We start from the raw sequence: 16,765 nt of genomic DNA, 5'->3' as shown, positions 1-16,765 counted from the left end.
TGTTGGTGCGGCAACCCCATTTGGAAAGGCGCACCAAATAAGATTTCGTTGTCCGCCGAAAGGACGGGAATTGTTCAGCACTGACAGTCTGGAGTGGTTCAGAGGATCAGAAATCCAAACCGAAATCGACGGTTCCCGCCGAATGGGTCAAAGCACCGGAGGAAATATAATCCACATTTACCGATGCGATTTCGCGCAAACGGCCAAGGGTCACATTCCCGCTGGCTTCTGTCTTCGCCCGCCCGTCAATGCGCTTTACGGCTTCGGCCATGTCTTCGGTCGACATATTGTCAAACATGATGACATCTGCGCCCCCGGTCTGAAGCACCTCGTCCAACTGATGCAAACCGTCGATCTCGATCTCAACCACGACCATGTGACCCACATTTCGCTGAACGGCTTCCAGCACCTGTTTGATGCCACCAGCCGCTGCGATATGGTTGTCCTTGATCAGGATTGCATCGGACAGGGAAAACCGGTGATTGTGGCCGCCGCCATGCAAAATCGCGAGTTTCTCGACAAGCTTCAGCCCCGGTGTGGTTTTGCGCGTACAGGTGATACGTGTCTTGGTACCCGCAAGTTCCTGCACATAGGACGCTGTCAAAGTTGCCGTCCCGGACAACCGCCCGGCAAAGTTCAGGGCAACACGCTCTGCGGCAAGGATCGACGCCGCCGATCCCTCTATACGCATCAAGGTATCGCCCGTTTTGCAGGCCGTACCATCCGCGACAACAGTCTCGACAATAAGATCGGGATCAATCAGCCGAAACGCCAGAGAGGCCACCTGCATCCCAGAAACAACCGCGTCCTGCCGTGCACGCATTTGCGCCTTGTAGCGCGTGCCTTCAGGCAGAACGGAACGGGTTGTCACGTCGCCTGCTGCACCCAGGTCCTCCACAATGGCGTTCCGAACCATAGGTTCGAGGATGATATCGGGGACGTTCGCAACATTGCTCATTATTTTTCAGATCCTTGTCGGTTTGCAGAAGGGGCAGGAAGGGATGGTCTCATCCCGGCCAAAGCAATCAATAAAGAAAAAGCTTTTGGATCCCAGACCCCGTTCGCACATTACCTACGCACCGGGTCACTGACCCGACAGATTGATATGCACATTCTTTTCATGGGTGAAGGAAATCAGCTCGCCAATACCTTCTTCGCGCCCGATACCCGATTGTTTGACCCCGCCGAACGGGGCACCAAGGAAATGCCGGCCAACTTCGTTAACCCAAACAAACCCGGCCTCGACGCGTGCAGCCGTACGATGAGCCGTCACCAAGTCCCGAGTCCAAATTGCGCAGGTCAGCCCAAGCTCAAGTGCATTGACCTCGTTCAGCATGGAATCTTCGTCCGACCATTTGCGAACCGCAAGAACTGGCCCGAAAATCTCTTCACGGGCGATACGCATCTGCGGCGTTACATCCGCAAAAATCGTCGGCGCGATGAAGCTTCCCTGTGCCAGCGCACCTTCGGTCACCGCATGGCCGCCGGTTACGGCACGCGCGCCTTCGCTCATGGCGGATTCGATGAAGTCCATGATCCGATCGAACTGTGTCCGGCTGACGATCGCCCCCATCGTGGTCTCCGGCTCTGTCGGAATGCCTGGCTTGTACCGTTCGACAGCCGCTTTGAGATGCGAGATGACCGCATCGTGGATGTCTACATGCAAGAAAGCGCGGCTCGTCGATCCGCAAGATTGCCCGCACCAGCCGAAATTCATGCCGCCGACGATCGCATCGGCGATCATCTTCGGATCGCTGTCCGGATAGGCGATCAGCGCGTTCTTGCCGCCGAGTTCGAGCAGCACTGGTTTGACGGTGTCGCTCGCGCTGCGCATCACCGCCCGGCCCGCGGGTACGGAGCCGATGAGTGTGACCTTGGCGACGTCGGGATGTTCGGCCAGCCCAGCTCCTGCCTCGACGCCGCCCGGCAGAACATTGAACGTGCCTTTAGGCAGCAGGCCATCGATGAGCTCCGCCAGCCGCAGCGAAGACAACGGAGCCTGAACCGGCGGCTTGATGATGACGGCATTGCCTGCGGCCAGAGGCGCTGCCATCTTTCCGCCGCAGAACATGAACGGGTGATTAAAGGCAAGAATCCGTGCAACCACGCCCATCGGCTGGCGTAGGGTCATGTTGATGCGCTCTGGTCCCATAGGGATCGTATCGCCCTTCATTTCGGTCACAAGACCGGCGAAAAACTCCATCTGCGCTGCCGCAATCGCGGCGTCGCCGCGCATTTCAGTATAGGGGTTGCCACAGTTTGCAGCGTCCATCATCGCCAGTTCATCGCCATGCTTTCGCAAGAGATTTGCGATTTCCTTCAGGATACGTGCGCGTTCCAGCGGCACAACATCCCGCCATACCTCGAACCCTTCTTTCGCTGCCGCAACCGCCGCATCGACATCGGCGCGACTTGCCGTCGCAACCGACCCGATCCGCTCGCCGGTTCCTGGGTTGAAAGTGTCTTCGTACTTTCCCTCTAGTGGCGGCACCCATGCGCCGCCGTAGTAGAGATGGGCTGGTTCTTGAAGAGAGAGCTTCGCGTCTAGTTTCAGATTTTCCATCTAAGGTATTCTCCCGGCTTGAGGCCCTAATAACTTAGACTTCTAAATAATGTCAATCAGAGAACCCGCCCGAGGGCCGATTGGACGCCAAGCAAGTGCGGCAAGTATGTTTCAATCGTCTGCTTCGGTGTCCAGCCGGCAGACGACAAACCGATATTGAGAGCAGCGACGGTCAAACCCTTGCGATCATTCAGCGGAACAGCGATTGACCGTAAACCCGTTTCCACTTCCTGGTCCACAAACGCATATCCGTCCTCTCTCGCAGCATCGATCCGGCACAAGGTCTGAACTGGGTCGAGTATTGAGAACTTGGTCCGCGGGGTAAGGTCCGAGCGTCTGACAAGCAGGTCAGCCTCTTCGCGAGGCAGCGCAGCCAACAGAACCCTTCCCATCGAGGTGCAATGGGCGGGGAGTCGTGACCCAGGCATGAGCCCGATGGACATCACACGTTTCTGCGCCGCGCGCGCGATATACACGATCTCGGTCTCATCGAGCAGTGCCACGGAACAGCTTTGACCAATTTGCTCGGAGAGTTGGTCAAGCCAAGGTTGGACAATCTGCGAGAGCGGTAGGGAAGCAAGTGCGGCCACTCCGAGCCGTAGGATGCGCGGGGTAAGAGTAAAAAACTTACCGTCATAGTCGGCGTAACCTTCGCGGTGGAGCGTCAACAGTACGCGTCGCGTAGCAGCGCGATCCAAGCCACTGGCGACGGCAGCTTCGGATATCGAAAGACGCGGGGATGTGGGTCCGAAGGCTTCGATCACTTTCAGCCCCTTGGCGAGCGAGGCGATGTAGTCGGTGGGATTGTTCAACATGCGAACGTTGATATACACATGTTGAAAAAAGATCAATATATGAACATTTTACTCGCTACGGCGGTAATCTAGGGATATTTCGAAGTGAATGTAAGGAGGATCCTGATGAACAAAACATCGCCCAGCCTCGCTGACGCGGTTGCGGATATCCCCGATGGCGTACAGGTTATGATCGGTGGCTTTGGAGGCTCCGGAGCCCCGATCGAACTGATCCACGCTTTAATCGACCGCTTTCGTGCCACCGGCAGCCCCAAGAATCTTACCGTGATAAACAATAACGCGGGAAACGGCGCGATCGGAATCGCCGCGATGATCAAAGCGGGGATGGTCAGGAAGATGATCTGCTCTTTCCCGCGCAGCTCCAACGCCGAGGCATTCAACGAAAAATACCTGGCAAGCGAAATCGAGCTCGAGTTGATCCCGCAGGGTACATTGGCCGAACGCATTCGCGCGCGCGGAGCAGGCATTCCCGCTTTTTATACGCCAACTTCTTTTGGTACCGAGCTTGCCGAAGGCAAGCCGACAGAGACGTTCGACGGCAAGATGTACGTGCAAGAGTTGTGGTTGAAGGCCGACTTCGCCCTGATCAAAGGCCATGATGGTGACGAGACCGGCAACCTTACCTATCGTTTGGCTGGCCGGAACTTCAATCCGTTGATGGCGATGGCTGCCGATCGCACGATTGCGCAGGTCTCCAACCTCCGCGCACCTGGCTCCATCGATCCTGAGGCGGTAGTTACCCCCGGAATCTTCGTCGACAAGATTGTCGAGGTTCCCGCGCCTCAACAAGAAGAAGTACTCGTGCGTAGGGGGGTGGTCTACTGATGTCCGGTTTCAATTTAATGGAAGACAAACTGACGAACGCGCAGATCGCGTGGCGTGCCGCTCAGGATATCGAAGATGGTTCCTATGTGAACCTCGGTATCGGATTTCCCGAGATGATCGCCAAGTTCCAGCCCGATGGCCGCGATGTAACCTATCATACCGAGAACGGCGTGCTGGGATTCGGAAAAGCCCCTGCGGAGGGACAGGAAGACTGGGATCTTATTAATGCGGGCAAAAAGGCGATTACATTGAAGCCCGGTGCATCCTTTTTCCATCATGCCGACAGCTTTTCGATGGTGCGCGGTGGCCACCTCGATCTGGCCGTTCTTGGCGCGTATCAGGTCGCCCAGAACGGCGATCTGGCGAACTGGCGCGTAGGCACCAAAGGCGTGCCGGCCGTGGGTGGAGCAATGGACCTTGTGCATGGGGCCAAGCGTGTGGCGGTTGTAACTGACCATGTAACCAAGGATGGCGGCCCGAAACTGGTCGAGGCCTGTACTTTCCCGCTGACAGGCGTCGGGTGCGTGACCCGCGTCTACACCTCTCTGGCCGTGATTGACATCGAAGATAGCAAATTCGTGCTTCGTGAAAAACTGCCGGGCATCACTTTGGACGCCTTGCAGGCGGTGACTGGCGCGACGTTGCACATTGTTGGCGAAGTTGCCGAACTCAATGTTCCCGAGGGAATCTCATGACTGACGTATACATATGCGACTACATCCGCACACCAATCGGCCGCTTTGGCGGTGCGCTTTCCTCCGTCCGCGCTGACGACCTTGCCGCGATTCCGCTTCGGGCCATTGCCGCGCGCAATCCGGGCCTCGACCTTGCCGCGATCGACGAGGTGATCTTCGGCTGCGCCAATCAGGCTGGCGAAGACAACCGCAACGTCGCCCGCATGGCGCTGCTTCTCGCAGGCTATCCCGAGACGGTGCCGGGTACGACGATGAACCGACTTTGCGGCTCGGGTATGGATGCGGTCATCACTGCAGCTCGGGCGATCAAATCCGGCGAGGCCGAGCTGCTTGTCGCCGGAGGGGTAGAGAGCATGTCGCGCGCGCCATTCGTGATGCCCAAGGCCACCTCCGCCTTCTCGCGGGCCAATGAGGTCCACGACACCACTATCGGCTGGCGTTTCGTTAACAAGCTGATGAAGGAACAATATGGCGTCGACAGCATGCCCGAGACGGCAGAGAATGTGGCCGAAGATTTTGGCATCTCGCGCCCCGATCAGGATGCCTTCGCCTTGCGCTCGCAGCAGAAAGCGGCCAAAGCCCAAGTCAATGGCCGTTTGGCCCAGGAGATCGTGCCGGTTACGATCCCGCAGCGCAAAGGTGATCCTCTGGTCATCGACACCGACGAGCATCCGCGTTCCACGACTACATACGAAGGCCTGAAAAAGCTTCGGCCCTTCGTGAAAGCCGATGGCACTGTGACAGCGGGCAACGCCTCTGGCGTGAATGACGGGTCTGCCGCTTTGATCCTTTCGACGAAAGAAGCTGCCGAAAAGCATGGGCTTAAGCCGATCGCCAGAGTGCTCGGCGGGGCGACCGCCGGCGTGGCGCCGCGCATCATGGGCTTCGGCCCGGTTCCGGCCTCGAGAAAGCTTCTGGCGCGTCTTGGCCTGCGCCAAGAGGAGTTCGCAGTGATTGAGCTTAACGAAGCTTTCGCCTCGCAGGGCCTCGCCACGTTGCGTAATCTTGGGATTGCTGATGATGACGTGCGTGTGAACCCCAATGGCGGGGCAATCGCGTTGGGTCATCCGCTGGGCATGTCGGGTGCGCGGATTACTGGCACCGCGATGCTTGACCTCAAGCCTGGTGAGAAATCGCTATCCACCATGTGTATCGGTGTAGGACAGGGTATTGCTATTGCGCTAGAAGCCGTCTGACTGGCTCAACGACGGGCGCAATCCTCTTCAACCCGCCGGTGTAGAAGCCGCGCCAGCAGATCGGCATGGCTGTCTTCGTCGAACGTGAACTTGCGTGTCAGACCTACCGCCCCGGCCATGTAATCCGACTTTAGATCGAGCGCAGCAAGGCTGCCGCGCGCAATTTCCCGCGCCACGACGCCGCGCGAGATGAACCAGAGCATCTCAGAACCTTCGAGAAGCGTTTGCGCCGCCGGCAGGGCCACCGTCTCGAACACCGGTGTGAGATCGGATAACCCCATCGCGGCAAGGTATTGATCCACGCTCTGACGGATGATCGCGCCAGGGTTGGGCAGGATGAGGGGATAGCGTAGCAGAGCGTCGGTCACCGGCAGATCCAGCGCTGGATGTCCGGCGCGCGCCACCAGCAAGATCGGCTCGTCATAGAGATACTCGAAAGACAGGCCTGCCATGTCGGCTGCCCGTGGCATGCGCCCGACCATAAGGTCAATCTTGCCGCCGCGCAGTCGTTCGAGCAGGTAGTGGTTCGGCCCAGTGATTATACCGATCCGCGCATCCGGGCGCGCCTGCGAGAATGCAAGAGCGACCGAGGGGAAGAACCCACCGGCCACGGTCGGCAGCAACCCAACCTTCACCAGCCCCGCCGCCACCTGCCCCGACAGGTCGCGCACCCCTGCCTCGAGGCTTTGCAGCGCGGCGCGGGCATGAGCACGAAAATTCTCTCCTGCCGGGGTTAAGACGGCCCGCCGCCCTGTACGCTCGAAGAGATGCGCGCCAAGCAGCCCCTCCAGTTCCGAGATCGTTTTTGACAGTGCCGGCTGCGACACGTTCCGTTGCCGCGCCGCAGCAGAGATTGTTCCGGCTTCAGCAACGGTCAGGAAAGCTTCGAGATGGCGCAGTTTCAGACCATTAGGTATATTCATTTGGTTATAGTTTTTAGCCAAGATCATATTTTTGTAAAGGGAAAAGTTATGCCAAATTATCGGCAGGAGGATACCATGCAGGCATTGAAACGCGATTGGGGCACCACGCATCTGCGCGCCACTGACGGCGAAGGTGTCGCGCTTGTCTTCATCAATTCGCTCGGCACAGACCTGCGGATGTGGGACGATGTCGTCGCGCTTCTACCCGCGGGCTGGTCGAACTTGCGCATGGACAAGCGCGGTCACGGGCTGAGCAGTACCGCGCCGCAGGGATATGGCATTCCAGAGCTGGCCGAGGACGTGCTGGCCGCGATGGACCATATCGGTCTCGCTCAGGCGGTGATCGTCGGTTGCTCCATCGGCGGCCTGATCGCGCAGCACATCGCGCTCATGGCGCCGGATAGGGTGATCGGCTTGGTGCTTTCGAATACCGCCCCAATGCTGGGAAATGCGGATAGCTGGCTGAGTCGGATCGAGGGTGTACGCGCTAATGGCATGGCGGCAATGGCAGACGGCATCCTACAGCGGTGGTTCGGCCCCGATATGCTTGCGACTCTTGAAACCGATCTGTGGCGGGCGCTGCTCACCCGGACAGATACGGAAGGCTATATAGCCACTTGCGCGGCGATCGCCGGCACCGACATCACCGACCGCCTTCGCGAAATCACCCAGCCCGCGCTGGTGATCGGCGGCTATCACGATCAGGCGACGCCGCCGGACGTGGTCGAAAAGCTCGCCGCCGCCCTGCCCCGCTCCGATTTTGTCATGTTCGACCGCTCCGGCCATCTGCCTGCGGTAGAGCAGCCAAAGGTATTTGCCCACACCCTGATAAATTTCGTGGAAAGGATCATCCCATGACAGAGACGTTCGACAAAGGCATGCAAGTGCGCCGCGAGGTGCTGGGAGACGCCCATGTGGACCGGGCAGAGGCAGGCAAGACCGAATTCGACTTGCCGTTTCAATCGTTGATCACGGAAAGCGCATGGGGAACTGTTTGGGCGTCGGAGCGGATCACCCGACGCGAACGCTCGATGTTGACCCTCGCACTGCTGGCCGCGACAGGAAATTTCGAGGAAATTCCAATGCATATCCGGGCTACCGCCAATACAGGTGCCTCGAAAGCGGATGTCGCCGAGGCGCTGCAACACGTCGCGATCTATGCTGGCGTGCCGAAAGCCAACCACGCGCTAAAGCTGGCCAAGCAGACTTATGCGGAAATGGAGGAAAGTATCTAATGACTGACCATGGACCACTGATTCCGCGCAACCGCGCGATCCACCCCGAGCCCTATGATCCTGGCTACAAAACGAGCGTCGCGCGCTCGCCCTTCCTGCCGTTGCTTTCGATGGAGAGCACCCCCTCGGAAGAGACTGGTCCGAGATTTGGCCACACTAAGCTCGGCGCGCTCGACAACAACCTGATCTTGAACTGGACAAAGGGTGCTGCTCCCGCCGTGGGCGAACGCATCCTGGTGCATGGCCGCTTGCTGGACGAGATGAACCGCCCGATACCGAACGCGCTAATAGAGATCTGGCAGGCTAATGCGGGTGGGCGCTACCGGCACAAGAAAGACACCTATTTCGCACCGCTCGACCCAAATTTCGGCGGCTGCGGTCGGACCATCACGGATGAAAACGGATACTACGAATTCTTGACCATTCGTCCAGGGGCTTACCCCTGGCCTAACCGTGCCAATGACTGGCGTCCGATGCACATCCACTTTTCGATATTTGGCCACAGCTTCGGCCAAAGGTTAATCTCGCAGATGTATTTCGAGGGCGATCCGCTCATCAATCACTGCCCGATCGCCGCGACCATCAAGGATCGCAGCCAGCTCGACCGGCTGGTCGCGCCGCTCGATTTCTCGAAATCGCGCCCACTCGATTTTCTCGCCTATAAATTTGACATTGTTTTGCGGGGTCGCCGTCAGACCATGTTTGAAAACAAGCTGGAGGGCATGTGAAATGGTTCAGAAACTTGAAACACTGATCGAAAGCGCCTCGCAAACGGCGGGTCCTTATGTCCATATCGGCCTGATGCCTACCTATGCGGGAAACGCAGGATACTATGACGAAGAGATTGGCACCACGCCTTTTCTGGATGAAAGCAAGGCCAAGGGTGAGATCGTTGAGATCGTTGGCTCCGTATTTGACGGCACCGGCTGGGCGATGCGAGATGCGTTGATCGAGAGCTGGCAATGCGATGCTGGGGGCGTGTTTCCGGGCGATAAAAGCGCCGATCCGGCCTTTACAGGCCATTGCCGCTTTGCGGCCGACGCGGAAAGCGGCGAGTTTACCTTGCGCACAGTCAAACCTGGCTCTTACCAGGGGCGCGGTGGAGTCGAGAGCGCGCCTCATATTTCCCTTTGGGTCGTCGCACGAGGGATCAACATTGGTCTCAATACTCGGATCTATTTCGAAGACGAGGACAACGCCAATGACCCGTTGCTGAACCGAGTCGAACAGCGTCCACGGGTGAATACCTTGATAGCCAAGAAAACCGGTAACGGCAAATACCGCTTCGACATACGCCTGCAGGGCGAGGGCGAAACGGTCTTCCTCGACATCTGACCAGATCGGGAAATGAGGTATCGAATAGGTTGGTCATCCCGCCCCTTTCGACGCACCATAAGGAGCTCGATATGAGCGCTTCAGTGTTTGAGAGTCCGTGGCTATCCGGTCTGTTCGGCGATGACGCAATGGCAGCGATCCTCGCCCCGGAACGGCAGCTTCAGCACATGCTCGCCTTCGAGGCAGCATGGTCGCGGGCATGTGGGCGGGCAGGACTGATTGACGCAACCCTGGCCGAGACAGCTGCACAAGCCATCGAAGTTGCCAATCCCGATCTAACCGATCTTACCAAGGGTACTGCGCAGGATGGTCTGCCGGTGCCGAGTCTGGTCAAACAGCTGAAGGCTATCGCACCTGGAGAAGCCGTCCACATGGGCGCTACTTCTCAAGATGTGGTCGACACCACGACAGTCCTGGTTCTGCGAGAGGCTTCATTGCTCATCACCAACAGATTGATTGAATTGGAGAAATTACTCAAGGGGCTAGAAGAGCGGTTCGGGGATGAACCGTTAATGGGGCGCACAAGAATGCAGGCCGCCACGCTAATCACCGTACGTGATCGGGTTCTACCCTGGAGATTGCCTTTGGCCGAGCATCGGGTGCGGCTGGATCAAATTCGCCCCCGTATCGAGCGGGTACAGATTGGCGGGGCCTCCGGCGACCGCCAGGCCCTTCGAAACAAGGCGGATGAAATTGTTGCCGATGTCGCCTGCCAGCTCGATCTGGCTCCGACTTACAAGGCCTGGCACACGATGCGTGACGGGATTGTGGAATATGCCTCTCTGCTTTCAATGATTTCTGGCACTCTCGGCAAGATTGGGCAGGACATCGCCCTTATGGCGCAGCAAGGCGTCGGTGCTATCGCGATTTCAGGTGGTGGAACTTCGTCCGCAATGCCACACAAGAACAATCCGATTTCCGCCGAGCTCTTGGTGACGTTGGCACGATTCAATGCGGTGCAGGTCTCGGCTATGCATCATGCTTTGATACATGAACAGGAACGGTCTGGCACAGCCTGGGCTTTGGAGTGGATGGTCCTTCCTCAAATGCTGATGGCAACCGCGAGAGCGTTGGATGCGTGCTGTTCACTCAGTCGATCAATAACAAGAATTGGTGAAGCAGAACCGAAAAAGTAAAACACCTGACGGGCCTGTTCCTGCGCATGCGACACGTTTTGTTTGTTCTGAAGGAGATTGGGCAGTCCGGTAAACGCCGTCCGGTCAATGCGAAGCTGGTTGCCGACCAAGTATCAGCCGCTCTCAAAGTCCCAACAGTTTCGGTAGGTCAGCCATATCAGTTAATCGGCGTGCCCCGAAGAGATTCTCTGGTTTCAAAGTCGCGTTCGGGTCGTAGGCAAAACAGGTCATCGCAGCGTTGGACGCCGCTTCGAATCCGCTTGCGCTGTCTTCGACTACCACGCAGTGCTCGGGCGCAACGCGATTCATTTCAGCCGCATGCAAAAACACATCGGGCGCGGGTTTACTAGCGCCGACATCATAAGCCGAATACATCTTTCCTTCGAACCAAGGAAGCAGACCCGACCGCTCCAGAGTGACATGCATCTTTGCCAGAAGCCCATTGGAGGCTACGCAGAGCGGAATGCCAGCCGACGAAATCATCGCCACCGCCTCACGGGCGCCCGGAATTGGCGCGACCTCTGTCCTGAGGGCGTCGAGAACGCTAACGTAGAAGTCCTGTGGCCATTTCTCAGTAAGGCGCAATCCCCTATCACTCACATAACGTTCGACATCATGTCTGCACTTGCCGACGAACAGACTGTGGCATTTGTCGAGTGACAAGCGCGCGCCACTCGAGAGCAAATATGCGTGCAAGACGCGATTGAAGATGGGCTCGGAGTCCACGAGCACACCGTCACAGTCAAAAATTACGAGTTTCGGAGTGCGTCGCGAAATTGGCAAATCTAGTTCCCGTCCTCTTTGTTTGGTTTTAGTCCTCCGAAAAGACTTGGAAGACTTTACGCCAAGTAACTGAATTGCGTCCGGCGTCACCCATCCACAAAGTTTTAGCCTATCGCCTATACGGAACCACAAATAGATGACCCCGGCACGCTTGTCACGCAAGGTAACCCGCATCAGGAAGAAATTCCATAGGTCACATATATTTAACCGGTTACAGGCAGTAGATGAGTTCGGCAACAGTTTGTCTTCAAACCAATTTTCACTGTTCCCATAATATTGGGAAGCTGATATACTGCTGCAGATATGGACGAGCTTTGAACCCTTAATTGCTGAAAATCCACAGGTTGCAGATTGAAGGATTCTTTCGGCGTGCCTTAATAGTTCACCGCGATCCGCGGTCACATCAAATCTTATGATCGCTTGTCTTCGCGCTGCGAGATATTCCGGCGGAGGTGAACCGGCGATGTTTGGAGGCTGCCTCTTTGACCGGTCTTTGTGAATCTCGCCATAACCACTGTCGAGAATCGGCAATTCGCTGGCAAGGCTGCCCGTCCGATCTACCATCTTCCGTTTATGCGAGAAGGCCCCACTAAGTCTGGTTGCGAAGGCGGGATCGTTCTTCTCCAACAACGCGGTTGCGATCAAAGGTTGGGTCATTCCGAGATTGATGGCAGCGAGGGCTTTGAAGCGATCTATTCGGTTCTGGGAAAAGCGCGCACCGTGACGGAGTTCCGGCGCGAGCACAGCAGCGACTTGCAGCGTCAGATCCATCCGTCGACTAGCATGGCGGTCCCCGTGTTGATTGGCTAGCATCAACCGCTTCGCACCTTCTTGGGCGCGGGCGCCAAGCCGGTTGGGATGGTTCACATGTGCCGCTGGATCGCGGCCCACTGGCGACAGTTCGGACCCGCAGATTTCGCATCGCAATGACCATGCGAAGCGCCAATGGCGAAGCGATATCCCAGGCTGACTGTGTGCACATGCCGGGCATCTCTGAAAATCCGACCACGAAATGCACTCGATCGGGAAATCAGCCTGTCTCTAGATCAACATGCTGTCGAGCTCCTCGGGAGGGAGACGTATCGTTGCACAGAACCCGCCGATGTCTACGCCAGCTAAATCTGATTGCGTTTCCGGAGGACGTTCTTGCGCAAAGCCCAGATATCGGCAGAGCTCTGAGACCAAACAATATTTGGCCTCTGCTAGGCGGGCGATTCAGCTGCACAGCAGTTCGTCCTGAAAAGGTGCCGGACACCTTGGCAGAGGTTTGCAGGTCACTAATATGCCGGTTATGGTTGGTTCCGAACGGTCCAGCTGTGCTTGGCCCAGACCGGTTGCCAGGATTGGACGGCCTCGTCCGTGATCCGTTCCTTTCCTGTCTCGATGGCGTCGATGGAGAGCGCTTTGATCATTGTGAACACAAGCGATGTGACGCCACCTGTAATACCAAGAATGATACGTGGAGACTGAACACTCAGACCAGATCCGCGCTCCAATTGCATGGCAGCGATCAGAGTCTGGACCAACCGGGAAAACTCAACATCGTCATCCCAGAGTGGCAGAAAATGTTCGTCCATCCTTCGCGCAAGTTGCCCCTCACCGCGAACCGCCTCAGCAGCCTCATTAACACCAAAGACGACAAGTGATGCGCACAGATCGTTGGAAATGAAGCGTAGCATGTTCAAGAACCGGCGTTGTTCCCGATAACTTCCTGGTCTTCCCCCACTGAAGTGGTCCTCCGCTATGTTTAGGAAAAACGGAGGAAACACATGGCCAACAAGCGACCGAAGCCCGAGGAAATTGTAACGAAGTTACGGCAAGTTGAAGTTCTGACAGGGCAAGGCATGCCGCGTCTGGATGCGATCCGGCAGATTGGCGTGACTGAACAGACCTACTACCGCTGGAAGAAGAAGTACGGTGGAATGGGCACGGACCAATTGAAGGAACTGAAGCGTCTGCAAAAAGAGAACGAGCGTTTGCGCAAGGCCGTTTCTGATCTGACGCTGGACAAATTGATCTTGGCGGAGGCAGCAAAGGGAAACTTCTAAGCCCCGCTCGTCGCCGTGCCTGCATTGATCGTGTTCGAGCTGAGCTGAACGTCTCGGAACGTCGGGCTTGCCGCGTTTTGAAACAACACCGATCCACGCAACGGAAGGTGCCTGTCGGTCGTGCTGATGAAGAGCTGTTGGTGGCTGATATGATCGAACTGACCCGGCAATATGGTCGATACGGCTATCGTCGGATCGCAGCGCTGCTGAGAGATGCGGGCTGGCATGTGAACGACAAGCGCGTCGAAAGGCTGTGGAGACGAGAGGGGCTGAAAGTGCCAATGAAACAACCAAAGAAGGGGCGGCTCTGGCTGAATGACGGATCGTGCGTTCGGCTGCGGCCGGAGCATCGCAATCATGTCTGGTCCTACGACTTCGTGCATTGCCTTACTGATGACGGAAAGGCGTTCCGCACGCTCAACATCATCGACGAATATAGCCGGGAGTGTTTGGCCATCCGCGTGGATCGCAAGCTGAACTCAGGCAACGTCATCGATGCCCTGAGCGATCTGTTCATCCTGCGCGGTGTGCCCTCGTTCATTCGGTCTGACAATGGTCAGGAGTTCATTGCTCTAGCCGTGCAGAACTGGATCAAAGCCGTCGGCGCAAAGACAGCTTACATTGAACCAGGGCAGCCCCTGGGAGAACGGTTATTGCGAAAGCTTTAACGCCCGGTTCCGCGATGAGTTCTTGAATGGCGAGATCTTCTACAGCCTGCGTGAGGCGCAAATCGTGATTGAAGCATGGAGAAAACACTACAACACAAAACGACCTCACAGTGCTCTGGGCTACCGCCCTCCGGCCCCGGAAACCATCATCCAGATGGACCCAAGGCCAGTCATGCACTAACATTCAAATTGGACCTCTCAGGTGGGGCTGATCAGGCGAAACGTTTGACCCTGCATAGAGCGGTAGTTTGAATGCCTTATCGATGCCCAATCTTAAACTCCCTTCATTGCCGGACGGATTTTGTTACGACTTTTCGTCAAAAAACTTTCCTATTGAATGCAGCCTCGATTGCAAGACTATTATAGTATGAAGTAAGCCGAACTCACTGGACATGATCAACGCATCGGCAGACCAATTTTGGTACACGGTGCGCTGAAGAACAAACGCTTAGAAAACACCTATAGTCTTGATATTGCTAAATAATTTAACGGCGGATTAAGTATGAACTACTCAATGAGCAGGTTTCCTTCAGTCCTCATGAACCTCAGATTTTGATTGACGAAGAGAGATAGTATTGTGTCAGCAAAAGACCATATAGAACATGAAGCTACTGCTAACCAGTGCCGAGAACCTATTGATTGATTGCCTAGTAGGAAACAAAGAAAATTGCAAAAGGCACCATCTCATGACAGTGATGGTGCCTTTTCATCTATACCGCGGGAGGAAATACGGCACAGAGCTATATTTGGCCTCCTAGTATAGACACAAAGGACCAAACTCGCTCATATCATGCCAGCAATGCTACGTTGCAGCAATTAGTCTTGGAGTGAAGATCTCCTATTTTTCGATCAACGTTCAAAACTTATTCAACCATTTCAAATTATGCTGCTCAACTGAGCACATTTTAGAATGAACTTCCTGCCATTGTATTGTGATCCGCCCCCAAATTTAGGTGTCCGTCGTCAAAATATTAAAGCTAAAGATCGCTTAAATTAAGTAAAATTTCGTCTATTTGACTTGTGCGAGAATTCTTAGCGTTGGCTGTGACTAAACCCCACAAAATCCGGCCATTGAGGTTTTTGTAATTCATCCAATTAACGTATGGACGATGCCGCGCAGACTTTCAACGAATAGCTCATCCGAATAATCAAAGTATTTGAAGTGATTTCAAACATGCAAGGTTCGTGCCATGGCCAGAGTATCGGCGATCCCAATCTCTTATAATACAAAGCAGAGTTTTGCGGATTGAAGGTGTCAGAAACCAAAAAGCTGCGCGGATTGGAGACCGAAAAATGAAAGCGCGAGCGCATATTGGCTGATGCAATACTCGACAATGTTTCTTTGAAGGATCTTGCGACAAGTCACGCTGATCATACTTCACAAGCAGCGCACCCTACCCGCAGCCGACCATCAACGTGAAGGTTTCACTCCAGTGATGGTCCCCAGAAAACGTGACGTCACTACAATAGAGTGTCCGTCATCAGAGAGTTTGGCTCATCTGGTTGTTGTGATTATGCGGCGCGTTTTCTGTGATGCAAGCGTCGCGCTTCGAAGGTCTTCTGTTTAATCCTTTCTCGTCGTTTTAGAATGGCTTTGTCACGTCCGAAGTAGACATCGGCGGGTGTGACGTTGTTCAGGCTCTCGTGATAGCGTTGGTGATTGTAGTGATCGACGAAGGCTTCGATCTGAGCTTCAAGATCACCGGGCAGGAAGTAGTTTTCCAGCAGGATGCGGTTCTTCAATGTCTGATGCCATCGCTCGATCTTGCCTTGGGTTTGCGGATGATATGGCGCACCGCGAGAGTGCTTCATGCCCTTGTCCTGCAACCACTCGGCCAGGTCGCCCGAGACGTAACTTGAGCCGTTATCGCTGAGCAAACGTGGCTTGTGAACGACGTGAACCTGATCACAACCAGATGCCTGCAAGGCCAGATCAAGGGTTTCTGTCACATCCTCAGCCCGCATGTTCGTGCAGAGTTTCCATGAGATGATGTAGCGACTGTAATCGTCCAGAACTGTGCTGAGATAAAACCAGCCCCAACCCAGAACCTTCAGATAGGTAAAATCGGTTTGCCAAAGCTGGTTTATGGCCGTTGTCTTATGCTCAAATTCATTCGCGGCTTTCAGCACGATGAAAGCAGGGCTGGTGATCAGGTCGTGCGCCTTGAGCGTGCGATACACTGTAGATTCCGACATCGAGACCTTTGTCCGCCATTGGTCCGAGGACAATGGTCGAGGGTACCGTTCTCGGTCTGAGAACGTGACAGCCAGCTCACGCGGCGATAGCTCCGTTTCTTTCAGAGCGAGTTTCACAACCTTGCGCTTCACTTCGGTGGGCACTCGGTTCCAGACATGCTTTGGTTTGGGAGACTGATCATGCAGACCAGCCTCACCGCGCTGCAGATACCGATCATACCAGCGGTAGAATGTGGTGCGGGGAATACCCAGTGTCGCGTTGCCCTTAAATCTGAGACACGACGCGTTCGGGGATATTTTTTGCCCTTAATTATGAGATTCCACTGCCATCGCGCCTATGCTTTTCG

14 protein-coding genes and 2 pseudogenes are annotated in these 16,765 nt (G+C 55.7%); 9 read left to right on the top strand and 7 right to left on the bottom strand.

Translation table 11 applies throughout. The features are described 5' to 3' along the window. Positions 1–106: 106 nt before the first annotated feature. The 3 genes from nadC to CLV87_RS23165 form a co-directional block, all read right to left on the bottom strand. Positions 107–958, bottom strand: a complete 852-nt coding sequence (nadC, locus tag CLV87_RS23175) for a carboxylating nicotinate-nucleotide diphosphorylase (RefSeq protein WP_099249697.1) — start codon at positions 956–958, stop codon at positions 107–109. A gap of 126 nt (positions 959–1,084) precedes the next feature. Beyond that, positions 1,085–2,563, bottom strand: a complete 1,479-nt coding sequence (locus CLV87_RS23170; protein ID WP_099249700.1) for an aldehyde dehydrogenase family protein — start codon at positions 2,561–2,563, stop codon at positions 1,085–1,087. A 56-nt stretch (positions 2,564–2,619) separates the two neighbouring features. Then, positions 2,620–3,378, bottom strand: a complete 759-nt coding sequence (locus CLV87_RS23165; protein ID WP_008335451.1) for an IclR family transcriptional regulator domain-containing protein — start codon at positions 3,376–3,378, stop codon at positions 2,620–2,622. A 105-nt stretch (positions 3,379–3,483) separates the two neighbouring features. Here CLV87_RS23165 and CLV87_RS23160 point away from each other — a divergent pair, with 105 nt between their 5' ends. Genes CLV87_RS23160 through pcaF form a run of 3 tightly spaced genes read left to right on the top strand, consistent with a single transcriptional unit; the run spans position 3,484 to position 6,094 of the window. After that, entirely contained in the window at positions 3,484–4,203 is a 720-nt protein-coding gene (locus CLV87_RS23160) for a 3-oxoacid CoA-transferase subunit A (protein ID WP_007803187.1), read from the top strand. Positions 4,204–4,220: 17 nt separating this feature from the next. After that, positions 4,221–4,898 carry a 3-oxoacid CoA-transferase subunit B gene (locus tag CLV87_RS23155; RefSeq protein WP_008335453.1) on the top strand — a complete coding sequence of 226 codons (678 nt, stop codon included), beginning with the start codon at positions 4,221–4,223 and terminating at the stop codon, positions 4,896–4,898. Continuing rightward, positions 4,895–6,094: a 3-oxoadipyl-CoA thiolase gene (pcaF, locus tag CLV87_RS23150; RefSeq protein WP_099249702.1), complete on the top strand. Its 1,200-nt coding sequence runs from the start codon at positions 4,895–4,897 to the stop codon at positions 6,092–6,094. Before CLV87_RS23155 ends, pcaF begins: the two co-directional genes overlap by 4 nt. Before the next feature lie 5 nt (positions 6,095–6,099). Here the strand turns inward: pcaF and CLV87_RS23145 are convergent, their stop codons facing one another. Then, positions 6,100–7,017, bottom strand: coding sequence for a LysR substrate-binding domain-containing protein (locus CLV87_RS23145; RefSeq protein ID WP_166652834.1), 918 nt, complete (start codon positions 7,015–7,017; stop codon positions 6,100–6,102). 75 nt (positions 7,018–7,092) lie between these two features. Here CLV87_RS23145 and pcaD point away from each other — a divergent pair, with 75 nt between their 5' ends. The 5 genes from pcaD (at position 7,093) to CLV87_RS23120 (ending at position 10,723) form a co-directional block, all read left to right on the top strand. Then, a complete protein-coding gene (gene pcaD / locus CLV87_RS23140; RefSeq protein ID WP_099249707.1) occupies positions 7,093–7,875 on the top strand; it encodes a 3-oxoadipate enol-lactonase in 783 nt (260 codons plus the stop codon). Beyond that, complete coding sequence (gene pcaC, locus CLV87_RS23135; RefSeq protein ID WP_065818607.1) at positions 7,872–8,252, top strand: 4-carboxymuconolactone decarboxylase; 381 nt, start codon at positions 7,872–7,874, stop codon at positions 8,250–8,252. The genes pcaD and pcaC overlap by 4 nt, the downstream gene beginning before the upstream one ends. Continuing rightward, the gene (gene pcaH / locus CLV87_RS23130) at positions 8,252–8,980 is read left to right on the top strand and encodes a protocatechuate 3,4-dioxygenase subunit beta (protein ID WP_076626050.1); all 729 of its coding nucleotides are present in this window, start codon (positions 8,252–8,254) and stop codon (positions 8,978–8,980) included. Before pcaC ends, pcaH begins: the two co-directional genes overlap by 1 nt. Before the next feature lies 1 nt (position 8,981). Then, entirely contained in the window at positions 8,982–9,587 is a 606-nt protein-coding gene (gene pcaG, locus CLV87_RS23125; RefSeq protein WP_099249709.1) for a protocatechuate 3,4-dioxygenase subunit alpha, read from the top strand. A gap of 71 nt (positions 9,588–9,658) precedes the next feature. Continuing rightward, positions 9,659–10,723, top strand: coding sequence for a 3-carboxy-cis,cis-muconate cycloisomerase (locus CLV87_RS23120; protein ID WP_099249712.1), 1,065 nt, complete (start codon positions 9,659–9,661; stop codon positions 10,721–10,723). 123 nt (positions 10,724–10,846) lie between these two features. On the opposite strand, the gene CLV87_RS23115 is transcribed toward CLV87_RS23120, so the two are convergent. Continuing rightward, positions 10,847–12,373 (bottom strand): HAD family hydrolase, encoded by a 1,527-nt coding sequence (locus CLV87_RS23115; protein WP_133840907.1) that lies wholly within the window; start codon positions 12,371–12,373, stop codon positions 10,847–10,849. Between the two features lie 422 nt (positions 12,374–12,795). Next, on the bottom strand, positions 12,796–13,275 hold the full coding sequence (locus CLV87_RS24230; protein ID WP_255301773.1) for a TniB family NTP-binding protein: 480 nt from the start codon (positions 13,273–13,275) through the stop codon (positions 12,796–12,798). Here CLV87_RS24230 and CLV87_RS23105 point away from each other — a divergent pair. After that, a pseudogene (locus CLV87_RS23105) lies at positions 13,276–14,403 on the top strand (IS3 family transposase). A 1,331-nt stretch (positions 14,404–15,734) separates the two neighbouring features. Here CLV87_RS23105 and CLV87_RS23100 read toward each other — a convergent pair. After that, positions 15,735–16,670: pseudogene (locus tag CLV87_RS23100) on the bottom strand (IS3 family transposase); the annotation flags it as partial. Positions 16,671–16,765: the final 95 nt, after the last annotated feature.

Source organism: Pelagimonas phthalicica, from assembly GCF_004364805.1.
Taxonomy (GTDB): domain Bacteria; phylum Pseudomonadota; class Alphaproteobacteria; order Rhodobacterales; family Rhodobacteraceae; genus Pelagimonas; species Pelagimonas phthalicica.
The sequence above is the reverse complement of the archived record's forward strand: the minus strand, read 5'-3'. Positions and strand labels throughout refer to the sequence as shown.